The organism is Parasaccharibacter sp. TMW 2.1884, from assembly GCF_023337695.1.
In the GTDB taxonomy this organism is placed as follows: domain Bacteria; phylum Pseudomonadota; class Alphaproteobacteria; order Acetobacterales; family Acetobacteraceae; genus Bombella; species Bombella apis.
This window is the reverse complement of sequence record NZ_QORR01000006.1, coordinates 12995-35369: the sequence shown is the minus strand read 5'-3', so window position 1 is coordinate 35369 and position 22375 is coordinate 12995. Positions and strand designations below refer to the sequence as shown.

Sequence of the window (22375 nt, the reverse complement as noted above, 5' to 3'; positions counted from 1 at the left end):
GCCGTTACTCCATCCCCAGATCAGCCAGACTGACCTCATGGGGTCTGACCTCCCCTTCAGGATGAACTTTCTGCAAGCCCTCAACGATCACCCTTTCCCCATCCTTCAAACCTCTGGTAACCATCCAGCGGGCCCCAACTGTCTGCCCCAGCCCGACCATGCGCAGATGGACGTGATTCTGCCCATCCACCACCATGACATAAGGCTCACCCTTGGGCGTCCGCTGCACGCCAACCTGCGGCAGGAGCAGGGCATTCGGGTCGCTGCCCTCCTTGATGTGGGCATGGACGAACATGCCCGGCAGAAGCAGCTTGTCCGGGTTGGGCATGACAGCACGCATCACCAGCGTCCCCGTACCGGGATCGACCGTCACTTCAGAAAGTTTCAGCTGACCTGTCTGACCATAGGTGGAGCCATCTGGCAGTTCCAGCGTCACGGCGGCCTCGCTGCCGTTCCGCTCCAGCTGGCCAGATGCCAGCTCACGCCGCAGGCGGATCATGTCTTCTGCCGCCAGATTGACATCCACATAGATCGGGTCCAGCCGTGTAACCACGGCAATGGGGTTACTCTGATTGGCCGTGACCAGTGTACCTGCCGTGTAAAGCGTCCGGCCGATGCGTCCATCAATTGGTGACTGCACATGAGTGTAGTTGAGATTGACCTGGGCCGTTTCGACGGCGGCCTGTGCCTGCACCACCTCGGCATCCGCCTGACGGGCCGTAGCCAGCGCATTGTCATATTCCTGACGGCTGATGGCCCTGGGCCCGACAAGAGCCTTGTAACGCTTCAGCTGGGCATGGGCACGGATGGCGCTGGCCTGGGCCTCCATCAACCGCCCGCGGGCCTGGTCATACGCCGCCTGAAACGGTGCAATATAAATCTGATAGAGAGGCTGCCCGGCCTGTACGTCCTTGCCCTCCTCAAAGGTGCGGGAAACGAGCACGCCGCTGACCTGCGGGCGAATCTGTGCCTGTTCGTAGGCATCCGTCCGACCCGGGAGTGATGTTTCCAGCGGAACGCTCTGCCTGTGCAGTGTCATGACGGCAACGGACTGGGGCGGCGGTGCTGGGGGCGTTTTCTTCTGACATCCGGCCAGAACCCCAAAACCCAGCAGGGCCGTACTGCCATAAATGACCGTCTGGGACAGACGCACAGCCAGTTTCGGGCGGAACATGAGCATAAACGTGACGGCCTCTCTGAGGAATGGACATGGGGCAACAAAGCTACAGGCAAAAAAGACCGCCTGCACCATATCACGCCATGAAAAAAACGTAGTGAAAGCGGAAACTATCCAGTTTCCTACCCGCCGGTCAATCCCATCCCTGCTCTCTTCTCACAAAAAGATCATGAAAACGGTCTCTTTTCATGCAGGGCTTGACAGACCCATGCCGGAATCGGGCACAAGGCAAAACTTCTTCTTCCATCTCGCAAGGAGCGTGGTGCCATGCAGCCTCATGATGACACGGACCGCCGCAGCACCATTCTCCGGGTCGCCTGCACGCTGCTGCAACAGCAGGGCTACCATCACACCACGATGGACCATATCGCCCACCATGCAGGAATGTCGAAAAAGACGCTCTACCTCTTTTTCCCCTCCAAACGGAACCTGCTGGAACAGCTCCTGCTCTCCGAGCTTTTTGTCCCGCTTACCCCCTCCCCCATCCCGGAAACCGGGATGGAAGACCAGCTCCGTGCCATGGTGTTCCAGATGGCGGAAATTCTCCTCTGCGAAAAACGCCTCGGCCTGATGCGCACCATCATCGGTGAAACAAACCGTTCCCCCTCCATCCAGCAGCTCATGACAGAGCTCTTCCATAACGCCGGCAGCAAGACAAACATCCAGAACTGGCTTGAGGTACAGAAAAAGGCCGGACTGCTGCATTTTGGCAATGCTGCCGATGCCGCAGACCACCTTTTCGGCCTGACCATCGGCGGCCCCATCCTGTCCCGGCTTGCCCATTGCGGGCCGGCACGTGACAGGGAAAACCTGCACCATTATCTGGAAGAAGGACTCCGCATATTCCTGCATGGATGCCGCACCAGAGCCAGCATGACAGGCATGGCAGACCAGTAACCGCAAAATAATAGGTTGTTAAAAGTTTCTTTCCTTCCGCTGCGCATTGGCAAAGCCTTTAGTGTTAGTTATAGAATCTATTCGTAAAACACATGGCAGACCAGACGGAAGCGAAAAGGTATCACCCTGCCGGGCCATGGGCCTTCTAGACCGACCATTGCAGGATCATCGCATGACTACATCTCCCTCCGACCAGACCAGACCCAGACAGGCCAGCGCCACGGATGAAGGTTACCAGAAAGATCTGAGCCGGCGGCATGTGCAGATGATCGCCATCGGTGGAGCCATCGGCACCGGTCTGTTCCTGGGGGCGGGGTCCCGCCTCCAGATTGCTGGGCCGTCGCTGGCCATCACCTATGCCATCTGCGGTATCTGTGCCTTCATGATCCTGCGGGCCATGGGGGAACTGGTGATGTACCGGCCCAGCAGCGGCAGCTTCGTCACCTATGCCCGTGAGTTTCTTGGAGAAGGCGCCGCCTATGCGGCTGGCTGGTTTTTCTTCCTCAACTGGGCCATGACCGGCATCGTCGACATCACGGCCATTGCGCTTTACATCCATTACTGGCCGATGTTCGGCCATATTCCCCAGTGGCTGATTGCCTTGGGAGCTCTGGTTGTGGTCGGAGCGGTGAACCTCACAGGCGTGCGGTACTTTGGTGAGATTGAATTCTGGTTCTCACTGGTAAAGGTCCTCACGCTGGTCATCTTTCTGAGCGTGGGCGGTTATGTCCTGCTGAGCGGCACGCACGTCGGCTCATACACGCCGGGTCTCCATCTCATTACCGAGTCCGGCGGCATCTTCCCGCACGGAGTCGTTGCCTCGCTGATGCTGATCCAGGGTGTCGTCTTTGCCTATGCTGCAACAGAGCTGATCGGCATTGCCGCCGGTGAGTGTGAAAACCCCCGCAAGGTCGTCCCCAATGCCGTCAACAGCGTGATCTGGCGCATTGTGGTTTTCTATGTCGGGTCTGTCGCCCTGCTGGTCTGCCTCATGCCATGGTCGGCCTACCATGCCGGAGAAAGCCCGTTCGTCACCTTCTTCCACAAGCTGGGCCTGCCTGCTGCTGACAGCATCATGAATTTCGTGGTGCTGACGGCCGCCCTCTCCAGCCTCAACTCCGGCCTGTATTCCACAGGGCGTATCCTGCGTGCCCTGGCCCTTGGTGGCTCTGCCCCACAGGCCATGAGCAAGCTGAACCGCAATGCCGTCCCTTATGTGGGGATCGGGGCAACACTCTTCATCTATCTCATTGGCGTACTGATGAATTATCTGTACCCCACGCAGATTTTCGAGATCGTGCTGAGCATCTCCTCTCTGGGGATTCTGGGGACATGGGCCACCATCCTGCTCTGCCAGCTGCGCCTGCACAGAGCCATAAAACAGGGGCGCATCGCCAGGACGGGCTTCGCCATGCCGGGAGCCCCCTATACAGGCTGGCTGACACTGGCCTTCCTGGTGATGGTCCTGATCATGATGGCTTTTGATTATCCATCCGGCACCATCACGGTTGGTTCCATCCCTGTTCTGGCCCTGATCTTCTATGGCGGCTGGCTGCTCCTGAAACGCAATGATGACGAGGCCGAGTCCTGAGGGACCCGGCATCCCGCCATCACACAAAACCCCCGGCAGAGCCTGAGCCTGCCGGGGGTTTTTCATGTCTGCTGGCTGGCCCTCCCGGGAGCCGGTAGGAGGAGCAGATCAGTCCGTGTCTTCACCCTGCCCGAGTGAGCGGGTTGGGCTTCCTCCGCGAGGGCGGGTCGTGGGCAGGTTCTCACCCGTCACGGCGTAGTAGACCCGCTCGGCCACATTGGTGGCATGATCGCCAATACGCTCCAGATTCTTGGCAATGAAGAGAAGCTCCGTACAGGCACGGATGTTCCGGGCATCCTCGATCATGTAAGTGACCAGCTCACGAAACACGGTCACGTAATGTTCGTCCACGCCCCGGTCGGCGTGCCAGACCTCCATCGCCTGGTTGGCATCGTGCGCAATGACGGCATCCACCGTCCGGCCCAGATTCTCCTTCACCAGACGCCCCATACTCCGCAGGCCGGACAGGGAAATCTGCCCGTCACCGGACGCCGCCTTGATGGCCTTGCGGGCAATGGAGGCAGCATAATCGCCGATACGCTCCAGGTCCCCCGTAATCTTCAAGGCCGCAACGATCTCCCGCAGGTCCGCCCCCATCGGGCTGCGCAGGGCCAGCAGACGGATGACCAGACTCTCGACCTCCCGCTCCAGCTCGTCCACCTCCGGGTCCAGCCTCGTGGCCTCTTCAGCGGCGGACTCGTCATGGTCGGAAATGGCACGAAGGGCAAGCCCCACCTGCTCCTCCACGATACGGCCAATCTTCACCATCATGGCCCGGAGCTGTTCCAGCTCCTGCTCAAAACTCGAGACGATATGAGAACGCTCGTGTGGCATGATCTCTCTCCCCTTCCCGCTTATCCGAACCGGCCGGTAATGTAGTCCTGTGTCTGCTTCTCACGAGGGTTGGTGAAGATACGGTCTGCCGTATCCACCTCCACCAGCCTGCCGAGATAAAAGAAAGCGACACGGTCGGCACAACGTGCAGCCTGCTGCATGTTATGCGTCACGATCGCAATGGTGAACTCTTCTTTCAGCTCATCCAGCAACTCTTCAATCCGGGCTGTGGAGATCGGGTCCAGAGCGGAGGTCGGCTCATCCAGCAGAAGAACCTCCGGCCTGGTCGCAATACTGCGGGCAATGCAGAGACGCTGCTGCTGCCCGCCGGAAAGCCCGGTCGCCGGGGCATTCAGCCGGTCCCGGACCTCGTTCCAGAGGGCGACACGGGTCAGCACGTCCTGCACCCGCTCGTCCATCTCCGTACGGTTCAGCTTCTCATGCAGGCGCACGCCAAAAGCGATGTTGTCATAAATGGACATGGGAAACGGCGTCGGCTTCTGGAACACCATCCCGATGCGGGAGCGCAGCATGTCCAGATTGATGGAATCATCAAGGATGTTGCGTCCATCGAACATCACCTCACCCGTGGCCCGCTGGCCGGGGTAAAGGGCGTAAATCTTGTTGAAGACACGCAGCAGGGTGGACTTGCCGCACCCGCTGGGGCCGATCATGGCCGTCACGCAGCGGGCCGGGAAATCCAGCGAAATGCCATGCAGGGCATGGTGCGTCCCGTAATGGAAGTTCAGGTCCCGTACTGAAAGGGCGACATCCTGTACAGGTTCCCTGCCCGACAGGCTGGCAGATGACATCGAGGCAGAAGGCATGAAATTCTCTTCCCTTGATTTCAGTGACGGGATGAAAGCCGCACGGTGATGTTGATGAGCAGTACGCCGAACGTCACCAGCAGGGCACCCGTCCAGGCCAGCTGCACCCAGTCCTCATAAGAGGCACCGGCATACTGGTAGATGGCGATGGGCAGGCTGGCCATGGGCCGGGTCATGTCGGTGGACATGGTCTGATTGCCCAGCGATGTGAACAGCAGCGGAGCCGTCTCCCCCCCCATGCGGGCCAGGGCCAGCAGAATGCCGGTCGTCACGCCCTTGCGGGCCGAACGCAGGCAAAGGGACAGGATGACCCGCCAGCGGGCCGCTCCCAGGGCCGCTCCCGCCTCCCGCATGGCCGTTGGTACCAGGCGGAGCATGTCCTCCGTTGTCCGCACGATGAGAGGCAGGGCCAGCACGGCCAGCGCCACAGCACCGGAGAACCCGGAAAAGTGACCGAATGGCACGACAAGCAGCTGATAGATGAACAGGCCGATCAGAATGGACGGGGCCGACATCAGCATGTCCGCCACAAACCGCACGGCGCTGGCGAAATGATTGCCCTTGCGCCCATATTCGGAGAGATAGATGCCGCACATCAGCCCGACCGGGGCCGCCATCAACAGGGCAAGACCCGTCTGCAAAAGGCTGCCCACGATGGCATTGGCCAACCCGCCACCAGAACCGGGAGGCCCCATCCTGTGCGTCAGTGTTGCCCATGAGAGACCTACCAGCCCACGGCTCAGCAGCGTCCAGAGGATGGAGACCAGAACCAGAAGCAGGACACTCCCCGCCACAATACTGACGCCTGTCGCCACATAATCCAGCATCTGCCGCCGCAGGGCCTTGCGCCCCGGACGCCATCGCCCCGACTCAGAACCGGCCCTGTCGGCCTCGCTGGAAGATGCCGGAGAGATCACAGGTTCCGTCATTGACGTTTCCCTCTGAGACAACGTGCCAGCGCCAGGCTGACACAGGAAAGGAGCATGAGGATGAAGCCCAGCGCCATGAGAGACGAGAGACGCAGGGAGCCTTCCGGGCTTTCCGGGAACTGGAGAGCAATCAGCGAGGCCACGGTGCTGCGTGGCGCAAACAGGGACCAGCCCACGGTCGTCACGTTACCGATGATGAAAGTCACGGCCATGGTCTCACCCAGTGCACGCCCCATGCCCAGCACGATCGCCCCGATCATGCCATTGCGGGACCAGGGCACGACAATCTTGCGCATCATCTCCCAGCGTGTTGCCCCCAGCCCGTAGGCACTTTCCCGCAGCATGGGGGGAACCGCCCCGAACACATCCACCATCACCGCCGTGATGAATGGAGCGATCATCACCGCCAATATGATACCGGCCGTCACAAGCCCCGTACCAACCGGAGGACCGGAAAGCACGGACCCCAGAACAGGCACATGCCGGAAATGATGGTTCAGGAAAGGCTGTACATCACGGGCAATGAACGGGACGATGGTCTGGAACCCCCACATGCCGAAAATGATGGAGGGCACGGCCGCCAGAAGCTGGATGGTCGTCCCGACGATGGAGGCAAACCGCCCCGAGGCGATGTAGGTCAGCCAGAAGGCCGTACCAAACGCCATGGGGACGGCAATCAGCATGGCAATGAGCGTGCTGACGAGTGTCCCCAGCAGAGGGGCCAGAACCCCATATGTATCCTTGACGGGATTCCACGAGACTGTCGTGAAAAAGGAAAGGCCAAACCTTGTGAAAGCCTGCCAGCCGCCTGTGGCCATCAGCAGGATCAGCCCGCCAAGCATGGCCAGCACCAGCAGTGAGCAGAGCAGGAGCAACCCATGGAAAACGGCGTCGAACCCCGCTCTACGGTGTGATGAACGCAATACGGGCGTCATGCGCATGTATCCGAAGCCTTGACCGTTTCACCTTCAGAGGCCTGCCCTCATGATGAAGGATGCCTCGCCTTCGTGCATTACCGTCCCTGCCCGCAAAGAACAACCGTCAGAAAAAGCGATTGTCCCACTTTGATGGTGGAAGAACCCGCTTTTTTCTGTATTCCTCATTTCGGAATGAAAAATGCCATGTGTCTGGCACGGAAATATTTCACAATTATGAAACAGACATCTTTCACCAGACCTTGATTTCAGGAGAGGACAATGCCTGCACATCAGTTCCAGGGTTTTGTTGATACGGTGGACAGCCAGAACGGCATCATTGCAGGCTGGGCTGTCAACCTGCACGAGCCGTCCCGTGTTGTCCTGCTGCATGTCCTGGTGGATGGCCAGGAAGTCATGCAGGTTCTCTGCGACCTCAAACGGGAGGATGTCCGCCAGATCCTGCGTATTCCCAGCAACAAGCTGGGCTTCCGCTTCAGGCTCCCCCCGGAAGCCTGTGATGGCGCACAGCACGGCATCTCCATCCGCTTTGATGACCGCACCGCCCTTCTCTTCCCCGATGAGGACCAGCCCGACAGGGCGCATGAGACCCTCACCTTCTCACGCCCGCCCCAGACCGAATATCAGAGCTGCGTTGATGGCATGTTCGAAGGGCTGCTGCGGGGCTGGGTCGTTTCCCGCAATCATCCGGGGGCTGACTGGTCCGGCCATGTTGTCGTGTCTGTCAGGGTGGATGGTGTGCCGGTCGGGACTGTCCGGGCCGACTGCTACCGGGGCGATGTTGTCGAGTTCCTGAAAAGCGCCCCCAACTGCGGATTCGAGCTGCCCATCCCCCAGCGCTATCATGATGGCCTTCCCCACGAGATCACCATTACCAGCCTGCCTGACGAAATCCCGCTTGTCGGCAGCCCGCTGGTCACGGCCCTGGCCGATGACCAGCTGACGGCAAAACTCGTACAGATTGAAAACAGCATCGCCGCCCTGCACCAGCAGCTGACAGCCCTGCGCAACACCACACGCTCGCTGATTCCCCGCAAGCCGCTCAGCCTCCAGCATTATGACCGCTGGGCAAAAAGCTATTACCCCCTCCTGCGGGAACAGACAGCCCTGCTGCGCAAGGCCCGTCCGCTGAAGGAAACACCTCTCGTCTCCGTCCTCTGCCCGACATGGCGGCCAGATGAGGCGGAGTTCCGCGCTGCTGTCGAATCCGTTCTGGACCAGACCTATGAAAACTGGGAGCTCATCCTTGTCGATGATGGCAGCCAGTGTGAACGGACCAGAGCGCTCCTCAGGGAATATGCCCGGAAAGACAGAAGAATCCGCACATTCTCACTGAAAGTGAACCGGGGCATTGCCGGGGCAACCAACAAGGCCATCAGCCACGCAAAGGGCGCCTACATTGCCTTCTTCGACCATGATGACCTGCTGGTGGATGTCGCCCTGGAGAACATGGTCCGGGCTGCGCTGGAGACCGGCGCCAGGCTGCTCTACTGCGACGAGGACAAGGTGGATGCTGGAGGGCACTTCCTCGAACCAAACCTGAAACCCGACTATGACTACCGCTACCTTCTGGGTTGCAACTATATCTGCCATCTCACCTTCATGGAGGCAGACACTGTCCGCCAGACCGGCCCACTGGACAGCCGCCATGACGGGGCACAGGACCATGATTTCCTCCTCCGTGCCGTGGAGATCATCCCGCGCGAGGCCATCCACCACGTACCGGAAATTCTGTACCACTGGCGCAAGAGCCCCAACTCCACGTCCAGCAGTGTCAGCAACAAGGGCAATGCCATCCGGGCCGGTGAAGCCTGTATCACCGAGCATCTGAAACGCCGTGGCATCAAGGCGACCGTTTCTTCCGTGGAGCATCTCAGCCTCTATTCCATTCGCTGGCCGTTCCGGAAGCAGCCTGCCGTCAGCATCATCATCCCCTTCCGGGACCAGCTGGACATGACACGGCGCTGTGTTGAATCCCTCCTGGACACCCAGACCTACAGTGCCTTCGACATCATCCTTGTGAACAATTTCTCTACACACAGGGAAACGCTGGCATGGCTGGACGGAATACGGAACCATGACAGGATCAGCATCCTGCATGTAGAAGAAGCGTTCAACTACGCCCGGCTCAACAATCTGGCAGCCAGACACAGCAACAGCGACCTGCTGCTTTTCCTCAATAATGACGTCATCGTCACCCAGCCGGATTTCCTCAAATGGATGGTGCAGGAAACACAGGCCGCACCGGATGTTGGCGCCGTCGGGGCCCGGCTCCTCTACCCCAATGGCACCATCCAGCATGCTGGTGTGGCTGTCGGGCCAGACATCATCGGGGTCCATGTCCATCGTCTCCAGCCGGCGAAAGCTTTCGGCTACATCGGGCGCCTGTGTATCAGCCACGAGGTGACGGCCATCACCGGGGCTGCCATGCTGGTCTCCCACCCGCTCTTTGATGCCATGGGGGGATTTGATGAAGTCGGCCTGACCGTTGCCTACAATGATGTCGATCTCTGCCTGAAAATCCGCGACAACGGGTACCGCATCCTCTTCTGCGCCGAGGCGGAAGCCGTCCATCATGAGAGCTTCTCCCGGGGGAGTGACGACCGCCCGGAACATGAGGCCCGTTTTTTCAACGAAAAACAGATCATGCTGGAACGATGGAAAGACAATCCGCTCTTTAAAAATGATCCGGCATACCCACATTATTTCCGGCAGGACCTGAGGACCTTCTTTGACCTCCGCAACCCAGAGGATTTATGGTCCTGAGGGTAACGAGGCCCGGAGGAGTCCCTCCCGGTTTCTGAAAAAGTTTTCTCCCCTCCAGTGAAGGACGGGAGAACACGAAGGAGCACTATGATGAGCAAGATCAATCATTATCACACCAGCAACAACACACCGGACAACACGAAGGCTGTTTCCATCGAGACACTGAATGCTCGTCTGGCTGACCTGATCGACCTGGCACTGGTGACCAAGCAGGCCCACTGGAACCTCAAGGGTGTCAACTTCATCGGCGTACACGAGATGCTGGACGGCTTCCGCAGCGGGCTGGATGGCTTTGTCGATACCGCCGCAGAGCGTGCCGTCCAGCTGGGTGGCGTGGCTCTCGGTACCGTGCAGACAGTGCAGAAGAACACCAACTGCGCTCCGTACCCCACGGACATCTACACCGTGCATGACCACGTAAAGGCTCTGGCAGAGCGTTATGGCGTCGTGGCCAACAAGGTCCGTGAAGCCATCAAGGTGACGGCCGAAGCTGGCGATGAAGATACATCCGACATCTTCACCGAGATCTCCCGCGGGCTGGACAAGAACCTCTGGTTCCTCGAGGCTCACCTCCAGGCTGAAGCAGGCCCCCGCTAAGGGTTTGGGCCACACCGGGGCCTTCGGGCTTCGTGCTGACCGGGAAAAGGCATGTCTCCCACAGGGGCATGCCTTTTTCTTTGCCCGACACCCGCATCCCTTTCAGGCATGAAAAAAGGGTGGCCACAGCCACCCTTTCCCAATCTCCGCACCGTATCTGCCCTCAGAGGGACAGAGCCAGATGAAGCCGTGCGAAATAGAAAGGATCTTCCTTCAAAACATCCTTGACAGCACGACCATCCGGCAGGACGTCGTTTCCGGCCCCCAGATCATCCGGCATGTAATCGGCACGCCAGTCCTTGATGTTGGCATCTGCAGGCAAGGGCTGCAGGACAGGCTGGTCCGGTTCGGACACGGCCTCCGGCTCGGCCTCCACAACAGGTTCAGGCACGGCAGGCGGAACTCTCTCGGGCTTCAGGCTATTCATGATCGCCCTGAAATCCTCTTCCCCCAGAGGCCCCGGTATGCCCCCCCGCTCCCGCTGCACGATCCAGCCCTCGGTCACGCTCTTCAGCATGGCTTTCTCTGCCGGATTCTCCTCAGCCCCAGCCTGCCCGGCCCACCAGCTCCGCCAGGCAGCATCTTCCAGCTGGGCAAAGTCCTCTTCCGTCAGCCGCTGCGGCGCAGAAGACGGGGATTTCTTGACAATCCAGCCAGCCACCAATGCCTGAAAGGCAGCCCTGTCCATCTCCGGCATGTTCATATTCCCTCACGACCTGTCATTCTGCCTATCAAGGCCTCATACTGGGCAAGGTACTGCCTTACATCCAGCACATTTTCTGCATGGCGCCGTACATTATGAGCCAGCGTCTCGGCAAGTGTCCTGTTTTCCAGAAGGTGCAGGACAGCATCACCGATGGCATCCGGTTGCAGGAAAGGAACCAGAAGAGCCGTCTCCCCGTGCGTCAGATATTCCCGCACCGGGGCCGTATCACTGGCCACAAGCGGACAGCCCACGGCCATGGCCTCCCTGAGCGACCATGACAGGACAAAAGGGTAGGTCAGATAGATGTGGGCATCCGAACGCTGCAGAACCCGGACCATCTGCTCCCTCTCCAGCCAGCCGACAAAATGGATGCGGGAAAGATCAAGTTTGCCCTCAAGCTCCCTCAGCATGGTCTGCCGCCAGGTGCCGCCACCCGCCGGGGGAAGACCATAGCTGACATCCTCCTGCCCCATCAGAATGACCCGGCAGTCCGGCCGAGCCTTCATCAGGGCGGGAAGAGAGCGCATGAAACTGTGGAACCCCCGGTATGGTTCCAGATTCCTGGCAGCATAGGTCACCAGCGTCTCATAAGGGGCAACGCTGATGCTTCCCAGCCGGAATGGCTTCTGCCGCAACGAAGGGTCAGGCCGATACTGGGTGAGGTCAACCCCCTCATCCAGCAGGGTGATCTTCTCCTGCGCCCAGGCCGGATACGTTCCCAGCTGGAAACGGGTCGGTGTCTGCCCCTCCCCCGGCCCGGCCAGTGCCTGAAGATTGATGGCATTCTTGCAGCGGATCAGAAGGCCCGCTTCCTGCGGCATGGGGAACTCCGGGTCAAACCCTATGTCCCGGTCTTCCAGCCCATAATAGAACTCGAAATAACCCAGCACGGGCACACCGGGAAAGACTGAATCGATATTCAGCAGCTCCCCCCAGCCATGATGCCCAATGATAATATCTGGCCGGAACCCAAGATCCCGCAACGACCGGGCCACTGTCGCAATGGCCTCAGACCGATGGATGGCGTGGTCCATCTCCCGGACGAACGGATGCGCCCCATCCTGCCTCACCTCCGGCGGACGATAGAGCACCCGGCGGACACCGGGAATATCCGGCCCCTTGCCCGCCGTGATGAACACAACGTCATGCTCCGGCCTGCGGGCCAGATGAGCCACCATATGGGCATATTGCGCTGGGAAGCTCTGATGAACAAAAAGAAAACGCACCACTTCCCCCGGCCTGATCATGCCCCTGACGCCCTGTCAGGGCCGTTGCCTGCAACCCCCTTCTACGGCCTTATTTGCGCTTGCCAGAAGCCGCCGCAGCCTGGTTTTTCCCCTGCCCCTTCACCGGGACAAACTCAAGCTGGAACCCTTCCAGCGGGGCCAGACTCTCAGCCTGAAGAGCCTCCTCTCCCCCCTCGATGGGTCCCACCTTCGTGCCATCCGTAAAGCTGGCCGCCAGCCTGACCGTCCATTTATGGGCAGCCTCACCCTTCAGGCGGACCCGCAGCCCCAGAATCGGCAGGGACATCCCCCGTGAACCACAGAACTGCCCTCCCTCGGACCAGGGAGACAGCCAACCACGCCCCAGAACGGCCTGATATTCAATATCCTTGGCCCGGACAGGCCCCTCGGGACGAACGGCGAAACCCTCGATCCAGCGTTTGCTGTCGACCTGTCCGATCCATTCACCAAGAGCACCGCCCACATCACCACGACGCTGGATATGGGCCACAACATCCCGGGTTGCCCCACCAACAGCACCAGAGACGGAAGCCTTGCTGCCACCAACCCGGTTCCCTTCCGCCATGGCGCCCGCAGCCGGGTCCGCCGGTACCCCACTGATAAGGCTGATCACCTGAAGGCGGGGCGTTTCACTTCCTGCCTGACCATCCTGATAGGTCGTCACCATCACACCGGCAGGACCACGCCTCACCCTTACCAGCGCAGCGCTGTTGGCAGCTCCCATCCAGCCATCGGCAGCAAACGTGACAACCTCGACAGCATCCTCCGGCACACCCGGTGCCCGGGATATCCGCACACCCGGCAGTCCGCTCGGCCCAGCTTCCACCTGGCCCGGGGCGTGAAACACACAAAAAACGCCGGCGTCCAGCGTCATCACGTGGGCTCCCGCCTTCAGGTCCACAACACGATGACGAGGCTGTTCTGTGTCCGTCTCTGGCATGCTATCTCCGATGATCATCTTCCATGCGTCAAGCGCAAGGCGCCCACATTGCACAGAACATCTTAAAATGTCCCTGTAATCATAACTGATTTGATAATATTCTGCAAAATGTCATCGTCATATATGGGCACGGTTCACTCCTGGCGACATTTTTCCCGCAGGAAAACACCAGCCAGCCGTTCCACCGGAAGCCCCAGCGGCAGAACCTGTCCCCAGGCTGGCCCCGCCTGCCTGAGACGTTCCGCAGAAGCACCGATATCAAAGCCCACGACCGGCAGCCGGGCCTTCCACAACCAGCCCAGCGCATAGCACCATGTCTCGGGGGCAATGGATGTCACGAAACCAACATCCGCCTTCACATCCTCTATCAGGGGCAGAACATCCCTGTCCTCATAAGAGCCAGTCACCCTGATGCCCGCCGCAAGGCTGGCCGTGTCATCATGCGTACTTCCAACAACTATGAGTTGCAGAGGAAGCCCTTCCCTCTGGATGTGCTGCCCCAGCGCCAGAAGCACATCATGACCTTTCCAGCGGCTGATTCCCCCCAGAACCAGTATTTTCAGAGGCCGCTCCGGCGTTGGGAGGCGCTCACTGCGCAACAGGGGGCCTGATGCCCTGATCTGCCAGTCATCTTCCAGCGGCTCGATGCTGATATCCCCAAGGCCGGGCATGTGCCGCCTCAACCGAGAGGCCGCATCCATGGACGGGGCCACGATCCTGCGGGCCTGACGCAGCTCCCTGTCCGAGCGGGCCAGAAAAGCAGGCAGTGTCAGCCCATCATCCGCCAACACGCTGCCCCGCCCCAGACATTCCATGCAGCCCGCCATGGAGGGTTCCCCGCAATAGCGGCCATGCCTGTCCAGCAGTGCGATGCGGGGACAGAACCAGACATGGTCATGCACATGGACATCATACGGCACGCCCAACTGCTGCGGCAGGTCACGCAGACCCGGCTCATGGCCCAGCATATGGTGCCACACAACAAGACGGACGCCGAGCTGGCGCAGAAAAGCCAGCAGCACGGGCTGTTCTGCTGGCAGGGTGAACACCAGATTGGGGGCCTCCAGCCCTTCCACGGGGCTGACCACCCGGCAGCCTGTTTCCGTAGGCTCCAGAATGATGGGCAGAAGCCCCGCCTGCCCCAGCAGGGCCGCCTGCTCTCTCACAGCACGGGCCACCCCTCCGCCCCCACGATGCTGGAACAGGGCCACCGCTCCGACAAAACGCTCCCTGTGCTGGCGCAGCCGCCGCCCGTCCAGCAGCCGGCGGTAATCCCGCAACGGATTCACCTTCTTCCACCGCTGTATGGCCGCATCATAGCCGGGATACAGGCGATTCAGTATGTCCAGATTGCGACGCAGGAGAGGCACTGCCTCCTGCCCGAAAGACCCATGCCCATGGTGCAGGACATAGACATCCACAGCGGCCAGATGGCGGAAGCCAGCCTCGCTAGCCCGAAGGCAGAAATCATTCTCCTCAGCATAACCCTGGGCAAAATAAGCCCCTCTCAGTTGCCCCACCTCGGCCAGACAGGCTGCTGCAATCCCCATGCAGAACCCGTTGGCCGTCGGCAGCTCCACCACCGGCCGGACACTTTCCGCCTGTTCCTGCAAAAGCCTGTCCATGGCGGCCAAGGCTGCGGGATCAGGCGCCGGGTTGTCACGCTCATGCGACGGATAGGATGTCAGCCCCCCCGCATTGGAGAAAGGCGTGACCGTCCCTGCCCGCTCAAGACGCAACCAATGGCACAGGCGCTCCACCCAATTGCCAGAAACGAGCGTATCACTGTTGAGCAGAATGACATCCCACCCGGCTGGCACAAGGGCCATTCCAGCATTGATGCTGCTGACAAACCCCTGGTTCGTCATCTGCCGGTGCAGGATGATACGGCCCGCCGCCGCCAGCCTGTCCAGATGATCCCGAATCCCGGCATCCGGGGACGCATCATCCACGATGATGAGGCGACAGGAGTCCGGCATGGTGGCCAGAACGGAGGCCAGACAGGCCCGCACCTCGGCCTCCCCCCGATAGACCGGCACAATGATGGCACAGCCTGTCCCCACAGCGTCTTTCCGCCTGTCGGCCCCGCCGTGCTTCCGGACCATGCGGCACCCCGATTTCGTCCAGCCCTTCCTCCTGTTTCCCCCCTCTTCTGGCGTACGCATCAGCTGTACCAGAGCGGGATCAAGCGGAGCGCCCTTCAGCAGACGGTCATACTGATCCTGAAAACCGGTCGGGCGGTGCAGCAGGCGGGGCCAGTCCGCATAAGGCAGGTAAAAACCCCGGGGCCGTTGCAGCAGGGCCGTACTGCTGAAGGCTTCCGCAGGACGGTCCACCCGTAGCGGATCCTCATGCCCCTCCACCCACAACCATGGCAGAAAGTCCGGCTCACCAGGATACCACAACCAGCCCCGGACACCCTCCGCCTCCGCCATGACCAGCGACTGGCAACGTATCAGGGCCTGTATGTCGATCGGGCTCCCCAATACCGGCCGGTCATGACACAACACGACAAGCTGCTGACCCCGCCACCATGGTCCGGCCTCCTCCGGCACCAGCCGGGCCAGATCATGCACACCGGCTGTCACTGTTCCCAAACGTCGGCCATCCAGCACAAGGTCCACCGGGCCAACTGCACGCAGCCGCAGAGCCCCCGCATTGGACAGCACGGCCCAGCCCGGCACCCCGAGAGGAAAAGACAGGCTGTCCGCCAGGGCATGATGCTCCACCGTCAGACTGTTCCGGGACAGGACCTGCCCCATGATGCGGGCCGCTGGCCCGGTGGCCCCGCATCGCAGATACCCTCCTGCCAGAGCCAGCCCGGCTTCCCGCAGCCCATACCGGGCCCACAGACGTTCCAGCCGCGGCAGGGCCTGCGGAATGGCACCACTCTCCAGCAGAGCCATGGCACAGGTAAAGCTGATATTGTCATCCCGCCCGGACAGCGCTTCGGCCCGCTTCAGCCAGAAGAGACCATCCTCCCGCCTGCCCTGGGTCAGGCAGGCCCGGCCTTCATCAAACGCAGTCTGGATGGCCTGCATATGCCGGGCTGTCCAACGGGCCTCATCCTGTACCCGGAGAAGACGACCATAACCCGGGATGAAGCTGGCCTGCATCTTCACCGGCTGATCCCGGTCTCCACTGCCGCCATGTCCATCAAGGCGGGGTCCTGCGAGGCCTCAGCAGAAGGGTCTGCCAGACTGTCCAGCAGGGTCTGTGCCTGTTCAATTCCCTGCCGTGCAGCCTGCCCCAGCCAATACCGGGCCTGCTCGCCATTCTCAGGCCCACCCAGCCCCCGGAGCAGGTAACGCCCCAGCATCATCTGGGCCAGACCATGCCCCCGTTGTGCGGCCTCCTCGAAACATTCACGGGCCCGCTCCAGATCGACCGGCACATCGTGACCACCCCCATGCATGGCACCAAGGGAGAAATAGGCCTCTGGCAACCCGGCCTCAGCGGCTTTCTGGTACAGCTCCAGCGCCCTTGCATGGTCCCGGCCTCCGCCCACCTGCCCTGTCACGAGCAGCTGCGCCACACTGACACAGGCTTCCGGCATACCCTGGCGGGCGGCCTTGTCCATCCAGAGAAAACCATCTTCCCTGTTCTGCGCCACGCCACGCCCTTCAAACAGCATACGGCCATACCAGTACTGTGCGTTGACGACACCTTCCCGTGCCAGACCCAGCCAGTAGAAGGCCTCCGTCTCATCTGCCGTGCCCCCTACACCCTGCGCAAGACAGACGCCCAGATTGAAGGCACCAAGCAGATTTCCACCTTCCGCCTGCTGCCTGAGACGCTGCTGGAGGCTGCGCTGTTCATCTTCCGGGCGGGTCACACCGGCCAGCACCAGATTGCCAAGGTCTGCATCGGCCATATGGTCCCCCAGCATGGCAGCATGGTTGAACCACTGGGCCGCTTTTCTCTCATCCCGTGGGACGCCGGTTCCTGTCAGATACAGCACGGCCAGCACACGGGCCGCAGGGGTATGATGCTGTTCAGCAGCAAGCTGATACCAGCGGGCGGCCTCCATCGGGCGCCGGAGCAGTTCTTCCCCCCGGATGTACAGGTCTCCCAGCAGGGCCGCTGCCTCGGCATCCCCGCCATAGGCTGCCCGGCGCAGCCAGCTTTCCCCCTGGATGACATTGACCTCTACCCCAACGCCTTTCAGGAGCATCAGCCCGTACCGGGCCTGGGCAGACGGAATGTTCTGCTCGGCGGCTTTCAGATAATGACTGGCAGACTTCCCGGCATCACGGGCCTGACCACTGGCACCATGCTCGTAAATCCACCCCATGGCAGCATTGGCCAGACCGATGCCACCCTCTGCGGCCCGCTGGAGAAGCTCCACAGCCTGCGCCCGCTGACTGTCATCCTCGGCCTCATCCAACAGGATGAGTCCCAACCCGAGCGCCCCCTGCAATGACCCGCCCCGCACAGCTTCGCCATACCAGTGACGTGCAGCCTGCCTGTCCTGCAGGTCATCAGGACCATGATTGAAAATATGCCCCAAAAGGGCCTGGGCCTCGACATGCCCGGCGGCGGCACTTTTTTCCGCCCATATGCGGGCCCGGGCAAAATCCGGCTTGTGGGCATCCATGGCATCCGTATCAAAACGCTCATAGAGGCCACTGCCTGCGGGAACGGTCCTGGCCGGGTCAAATCCGTCCGGCACACCCATGGCGAACAGCGTGGCCAGCGTAAAACTGGCCTCGCCAAGACCAGCCTCCGCCGCAACAAACGTCCAGCGGGCACCTTCCTCCAACGAAGAAGGCGTCCCCTGACCGGACAGATAACACTGCCCAACCCTGTATGCCGCCTCTGGAACGCCCGCATTTGCAAGTTTTGCGAAGAGGGAAAAAGCCTGTGGCGTTTTCCCCTCTTCCAGCAACCGGGTTGCCCGGGCAAGCCTGCGAGCTTTGGTGTCAAAAATGGCAAGCCTGCGTGCCATGGCCATGAGCCAACCTCCGCCTTTAAGAGGGCTCTCTCATACCCTCTGTTGCTGCGGGTACAACGCGACTGAACAGATATTTCAGGATCGTCCGCTTGCCGACATCAATATCGGCCGTCACTGGCATACCCGCACTGGGATGGAAGAAAGAAGGCTGACCATGAAGGGTATATTTGTCAATTCTTAGCCGGACACGATAGAAAATGACAGAATCACCCTGTTTCATCATGGCAGAAGGATCAATCCCGGCCCTGATGTTCCCCTCGACCATTTCAGGTGGCAGGAACGTATCGGCACTGATGATGCTGACCGTTCCCTTCGCCCCGCCATACTGGACATAAGGGAAGCTGGCAAACTTGATGATGGCATGATGGCCCTGCCGTACGTAGGCGCTGTCCTGCGGGCTCATGAGAGCCTCCACCTCCAGCCCGCTGTCGGTCGGCTCCAGCGTCATCACCCGCAGGGTGGGTTCCACCGTCGCTCCGACAGAAATGGGGGCTATGGTCAGCACGACACCATCCTGTGGGGCCCGCAGATCGATTTCCTTCTGCTGGACACGCCCTTTGCGGTAGTCACTCCTCAGCTGGTCCAGCCGCCGCTCGCCAACCACAAGCATTTCATAGATCTTCGTCTTCCATGACTGGATATAGCTTTCCCGCAAGGCCCTGAGGGCGCTCAGACGGTTTTCCGTAGCACCAGCCGTTTGCTGGGCAGAGATCAGCGCCCGCTCCGTATCCATCACGGCGTCCTGTGCCCCGAGGGTGGAAAGACGGGACCCCACGGCTTCTTTCTGCTCCCGTTCCCGCATGTCCAGCACGGCCTGCGTGACCTTCAGCTTGCTGGCATACATGGCCGCACTGGCCCTGGCCGCCTGAAGGTCGTTCTGCATTCCGGCGATGCGACGGTCAAAATCCGCAACGTGGGACTGATAATCCACCTTCATCTGCATGAAGACCTGCGCCTGCTGGATGGAGGCTGGCACGTTCATGTCTGCCTGATAGTCCCCATCGGAGGCCTGCGCCTTGAGCCGGGACACTTCCGCCTGAAGGGACTGCATCTGGGCGGAGAGATTCTCCATGTCCACATTGCTCAGTGTCGGATCCAGACGGGCCAGAACCTGCCCTTTATGGACATATTCGCCAACCCGGGCATTGATCGATCTGACACGCCCCTGGGCCACAGGCTGTACCACCACGATGGGAGCGGTCGAGATGATCCGCCCCGTGACAGTCACGACCTTGTTGAGCGGGAACAGCGCCATGGCCGCCACGCTGGCCAGCACCAGCGACCCCACAAGCCACGTGATGTAGCGTGCCGAGGCCGTCATGGGCAGATTGACCATCCCCAGCGTAGGAGAATGGAACTCCAGCAGGGCTATGGGCATGTCCTCCGGGGCAAACGGATCATCCGCCTTACGTGGCCCCTTGTGGTTGTCCTCATCCATGTTGGGGGCAGCCTGCTGCTCTGTCTCCTGTGCGGGGCCAGACCCGGTATGCCTGCTCTCGCTCATCATTCCTGCCCTCCTGAAGACGGACCATCACCTGCCTGTGCATCCTGCGAAAGATGCCGGTTCTGCTGGAGCCACAAGGTACGGTACACGTCGCAGCGTTCCAGCAGGACCTCATGCGGAGCAATATCAATGGCCCGCCCCTGATCCATCACGGCAATCTGGTCACAATCCACCAGCGAGGACAGACGGTGCGACACGATCACCATGGTCCGCCCCTTGGCCAGATTCTTCAGGTTGGCATTGACGAGGGCCTCGGATTCCGGGTCCAGCGCAGATGTTGCCTCATCAAGAATCATGAGTTTGGGGTCGGAGATCACGGCACGGGCAATGGCCAGACGCTGCCGCTGGCCACCGGAAATGTTGGTCGATCCTTCCTCGATCCACGTCTCATACCCAGCGGGCATACGCTCGATGAATTCCTCCGCACCAGCCAGACGGGCCGCCCGGATCACATCATCCAGTGTCAGACCCGGGCGCCCGGCGGTGATGTTGTCATGAATGGTGCCCCGGAAGAGGAAGTTGTCCTGAAGGACCACACCAAAAGACCGCCGCAGGTAATGGAGGTTGATCTCACGCAGGTCGACACCATCAAGACGCAGGTAACCCTGATATTCCCGGCTGACCCCCTGAAGAAGACGGGTGATGGTTGATTTACCAGACCCGGAACGCCCGACAAGGCCGAGCATGGTCCCGGCAGGAACCTCGAACGTCACGTTCGACAAGGCCCTGGTCGAAGCTCCGGGATAGGTGAAATTGATGTTGCTGAAGCTCAGCGCTCCCTTGATGGGCGGACGCATGCCGTGGGTCAGGGCGTAGGTTTCCGTTGGCTGATTGAGCACCTCGCCAGCTTCCCCCAGAGACACGGTCACTTCATTGAGGGACTCCATGATCTTGGCCAGACCGACCAGCGGCGAAGCCACACGGCCGCCCAGCATCATGAAGGCCATGAGCGCACCGCCCTGCATGGTGTTGGCGTCCGTCAGCACCAGATAGGCACCAACCAGGATGATCCCCCGGTTGATGAACATGTTGAGCGGCTGCACCATCGTGCTGACCCAGTTGGCCAGACGCTGGGACGCCAGACGCCAGTGGATGACAACGGCCGTGCGATTGTCCCACGCTGCCCGCCGGGTATTTTCCAGCGCCAGGGTCTTGACGGTACGGATACCGGCCACGGTCTCATACAGTGTGGCTCCCCGCTGCATCTCCGCCCGGACCATCTTGCCCGCCACACGGCTGACCACAGGCAGCATGATGACCACGATCAGACCGATGGCCCCGGCAGCAACGAGTGTCAGCCAGGCCAGGGTGGAGCTCATGTAGAACAGCACCGGCATGACAACCATCAGCATGAACATGTCGAGCATGGTGTTCAGCACCTGCCCGGTCATGAAGTCACGTACCTTGAAGATGGAATTGAAGCGCCCCAGCACCTCACCAGCCTGCTGGCGCTCATAGAACTCCAGCGGCAGGGCAAGAAGGCGGTTGAAGGCATGGAGGGAGATACGGGCATCCAGCCGGGTACTGACCACCAGTGTCAATTCCTGCCGGGCGTAAGTCAGCAGCACTTCGTACAGGCTTAGAATGACGACAAAACCCGTCAGGGAGACCAGGGTCGCCATGGAGTGATAGTTGATGACCCGGTCCACCACCTGCATGACGATCATGGCCGGGAACAGTCCCAGAACGCTCAGCACCATGGAGGAGAAGACGATGTCCCGCAGGCCCTTCTTCTCCCGCATGACCATTTTGGCGAACCAGTAGAAGTCGAAATTGGCGTCCGCCTCGGATTCATCGCTGCGTTTCTTGATGAGGACGACATCACCCGTCCAGAGCTGCATCAGCCTCAGCTCATCAATCGGAACAGGTGGCTCTCCCTCGCCCTTGAGGGGGTCCCGCAGCCAGACAATACCCTTCTCAGGGTCCGTACGGACCAGCAGGCCAGCAGACCCATCCCTGAACAGAAGCACGACAGGCGGCGTGAAGCCCAGCTTTACGAGATACCGCCACCGCAGGCGCATCCCCTTGGCCACGGCCCCAAAATCCCTGAGCCAACGGACAAGGGTTGCAGGCGACGGAGACGACTCCCCAGGCTCTGCGGCAAAGTCGTGTATATCCAGCTCGATACCATGATACCGCGCCGCTGCCATGACGGCCCGCAGACGAATATAGACCGGGCTCACACGCTGTGGCCTAGCATTGCCATGGTCTGGCCCATGGGTATTGGACTTGTGGCCTCCAGCTTCCTGCCCGGAAGACTGTTCGCCAGTTGGAGGCTGGTTCTCCACAGAATATCCTTACCTTGTCTCTTCACCCGCATCAGGCGTTCTGCTGCCTGATACCCCACTCACATCATGCCAGACGGAAATCTATAGGCAGTTACAGGCCACAAGCAAGGGCACAATATGATTTGCTGTTACTTTTTGCTCATCTTGTGGTGCCTCCCTCTCTCCCCTTCCATTCTCCCAGCC

The 22375-nt window shown here is 60.6% G+C and carries 16 protein-coding genes; 4 read left to right on the top strand and 12 right to left on the bottom strand.

Annotation, left to right across the window (positions count from 1 at the left end; translation table 11 throughout):
- Positions 1-4 precede the first annotated feature (4 nt).
- Positions 5-1180, bottom strand: a complete 1176-nt coding sequence (locus tag DTI93_RS08970; RefSeq protein WP_081847692.1) for an efflux RND transporter periplasmic adaptor subunit — start codon at positions 1178-1180, stop codon at positions 5-7.
- 264 nt (positions 1181-1444) lie between these two features.
- Here DTI93_RS08970 and DTI93_RS08965 point away from each other — a divergent pair, with 264 nt between their 5' ends.
- On the top strand, positions 1445-2074 hold the full coding sequence (locus tag DTI93_RS08965) for a TetR/AcrR family transcriptional regulator (protein ID WP_052349008.1): 630 nt from the start codon (positions 1445-1447) through the stop codon (positions 2072-2074).
- A gap of 172 nt (positions 2075-2246) precedes the next feature.
- Positions 2247-3665 (top strand): amino acid permease, encoded by a 1419-nt coding sequence (locus tag DTI93_RS08960; RefSeq protein WP_043559646.1) that lies wholly within the window; start codon positions 2247-2249, stop codon positions 3663-3665.
- Between the two features lie 108 nt (positions 3666-3773).
- Here the strand turns inward: DTI93_RS08960 and phoU are convergent, their stop codons facing one another.
- Genes phoU through pstC form a run of 4 tightly spaced genes read right to left on the bottom strand, consistent with a single transcriptional unit; the run spans position 3774 to position 7196 of the window.
- Positions 3774-4499, bottom strand: coding sequence for a phosphate signaling complex protein PhoU (gene phoU / locus DTI93_RS08955; RefSeq protein WP_103765328.1), 726 nt, complete (start codon positions 4497-4499; stop codon positions 3774-3776).
- Between the two features lie 20 nt (positions 4500-4519).
- A complete protein-coding gene (gene pstB / locus DTI93_RS08950; RefSeq protein WP_198027217.1) occupies positions 4520-5326 on the bottom strand; it encodes a phosphate ABC transporter ATP-binding protein PstB in 807 nt (268 codons plus the stop codon).
- 20 nt (positions 5327-5346) lie between these two features.
- On the bottom strand, positions 5347-6255 hold the full coding sequence (pstA, locus tag DTI93_RS08945) for a phosphate ABC transporter permease PstA (RefSeq protein ID WP_043559651.1): 909 nt from the start codon (positions 6253-6255) through the stop codon (positions 5347-5349).
- The gene (pstC, locus tag DTI93_RS08940; RefSeq protein ID WP_081562574.1) at positions 6252-7196 is read right to left on the bottom strand and encodes a phosphate ABC transporter permease subunit PstC; all 945 of its coding nucleotides are present in this window, start codon (positions 7194-7196) and stop codon (positions 6252-6254) included. Before pstC ends, pstA begins: the two co-directional genes overlap by 4 nt.
- 255 nt (positions 7197-7451) lie before the next feature.
- Here pstC and DTI93_RS08935 point away from each other — a divergent pair, with 255 nt between their 5' ends.
- Positions 7452-9956 carry a glycosyltransferase family 2 protein gene (locus DTI93_RS08935; protein ID WP_249080547.1) on the top strand — a complete coding sequence of 835 codons (2505 nt, stop codon included), beginning with the start codon at positions 7452-7454 and terminating at the stop codon, positions 9954-9956.
- A gap of 90 nt (positions 9957-10046) precedes the next feature.
- Entirely contained in the window at positions 10047-10553 is a 507-nt protein-coding gene (gene dps, locus DTI93_RS08930; RefSeq protein WP_043559660.1) for a DNA starvation/stationary phase protection protein Dps, read from the top strand.
- Positions 10554-10716: 163 nt separating this feature from the next.
- Here dps and DTI93_RS08925 read toward each other — a convergent pair whose 3' ends face one another.
- The 7 genes from DTI93_RS08925 to DTI93_RS08895 form a co-directional block, all read right to left on the bottom strand.
- Positions 10717-11256, bottom strand: a complete 540-nt coding sequence (locus tag DTI93_RS08925) for a hypothetical protein (protein WP_043559663.1) — start codon at positions 11254-11256, stop codon at positions 10717-10719.
- A complete protein-coding gene (locus DTI93_RS08920) occupies positions 11253-12506 on the bottom strand; it encodes a glycosyltransferase (RefSeq protein ID WP_197981651.1) in 1254 nt (417 codons plus the stop codon). Before DTI93_RS08920 ends, DTI93_RS08925 begins: the two co-directional genes overlap by 4 nt.
- A 49-nt stretch (positions 12507-12555) precedes the next feature.
- Positions 12556-13446, bottom strand: a complete 891-nt coding sequence (locus DTI93_RS08915; RefSeq protein ID WP_081563372.1) for a hypothetical protein — start codon at positions 13444-13446, stop codon at positions 12556-12558.
- A gap of 134 nt (positions 13447-13580) precedes the next feature.
- On the bottom strand, positions 13581-16562 hold the full coding sequence (locus DTI93_RS08910) for a glycosyltransferase (protein WP_249080592.1): 2982 nt from the start codon (positions 16560-16562) through the stop codon (positions 13581-13583).
- A 2-nt stretch (positions 16563-16564) separates the two neighbouring features.
- Positions 16565-18394, bottom strand: coding sequence for a tetratricopeptide repeat protein (locus DTI93_RS08905; protein ID WP_249080545.1), 1830 nt, complete (start codon positions 18392-18394; stop codon positions 16565-16567).
- 22 nt (positions 18395-18416) lie between these two features.
- Positions 18417-19907 carry an HlyD family type I secretion periplasmic adaptor subunit gene (locus DTI93_RS08900; RefSeq protein WP_086431839.1) on the bottom strand — a complete coding sequence of 497 codons (1491 nt, stop codon included), beginning with the start codon at positions 19905-19907 and terminating at the stop codon, positions 18417-18419.
- Positions 19904-22054: a peptidase domain-containing ABC transporter gene (locus DTI93_RS08895; protein ID WP_154981322.1), complete on the bottom strand. Its 2151-nt coding sequence runs from the start codon at positions 22052-22054 to the stop codon at positions 19904-19906. Before DTI93_RS08895 ends, DTI93_RS08900 begins: the two co-directional genes overlap by 4 nt.
- Positions 22055-22375: the final 321 nt, after the last annotated feature.

Bases quoted from the DNA above. Each gene is read 5' to 3' on its own strand.
- DTI93_RS08970 (WP_081847692.1), bottom strand. From the start codon at position 1,180: ATGCTCATGTTCCGCCCGAAACTGGCTGTGCGTCTGTCCCAGACGGTC.
- DTI93_RS08965 (WP_052349008.1), top strand. From the start codon at position 1,445: ATGCAGCCTCATGATGACACGGACCGCCGCAGCACCATTCTCCGGGTC.
- DTI93_RS08960 (WP_043559646.1), top strand. From the start codon at position 2,247: ATGACTACATCTCCCTCCGACCAGACCAGACCCAGACAGGCCAGCGCC.
- phoU (WP_103765328.1), bottom strand. From the start codon at position 4,499: ATGCCACACGAGCGTTCTCATATCGTCTCGAGTTTTGAGCAGGAGCTG.
- pstB (WP_198027217.1), bottom strand. From the start codon at position 5,326: ATGCCTTCTGCCTCGATGTCATCTGCCAGCCTGTCGGGCAGGGAACCT.
- pstA (WP_043559651.1), bottom strand. From the start codon at position 6,255: ATGACGGAACCTGTGATCTCTCCGGCATCTTCCAGCGAGGCCGACAGG.
- pstC (WP_081562574.1), bottom strand. From the start codon at position 7,196: ATGCGCATGACGCCCGTATTGCGTTCATCACACCGTAGAGCGGGGTTC.
- DTI93_RS08935 (WP_249080547.1), top strand. From the start codon at position 7,452: ATGCCTGCACATCAGTTCCAGGGTTTTGTTGATACGGTGGACAGCCAG.
- dps (WP_043559660.1), top strand. From the start codon at position 10,047: ATGAGCAAGATCAATCATTATCACACCAGCAACAACACACCGGACAAC.
- DTI93_RS08925 (WP_043559663.1), bottom strand. From the start codon at position 11,256: ATGAACATGCCGGAGATGGACAGGGCTGCCTTTCAGGCATTGGTGGCT.
- DTI93_RS08920 (WP_197981651.1), bottom strand. From the start codon at position 12,506: ATGATCAGGCCGGGGGAAGTGGTGCGTTTTCTTTTTGTTCATCAGAGC.
- DTI93_RS08915 (WP_081563372.1), bottom strand. From the start codon at position 13,446: ATGCCAGAGACGGACACAGAACAGCCTCGTCATCGTGTTGTGGACCTG.
- DTI93_RS08910 (WP_249080592.1), bottom strand. From the start codon at position 16,562: ATGCAGGCCAGCTTCATCCCGGGTTATGGTCGTCTTCTCCGGGTACAG.
- DTI93_RS08905 (WP_249080545.1), bottom strand. From the start codon at position 18,394: ATGGCACGCAGGCTTGCCATTTTTGACACCAAAGCTCGCAGGCTTGCC.
- DTI93_RS08900 (WP_086431839.1), bottom strand. From the start codon at position 19,907: ATGATGAGCGAGAGCAGGCATACCGGGTCTGGCCCCGCACAGGAGACA.
- DTI93_RS08895 (WP_154981322.1), bottom strand. From the start codon at position 22,054: ATGGCAGCGGCGCGGTATCATGGTATCGAGCTGGATATACACGACTTT.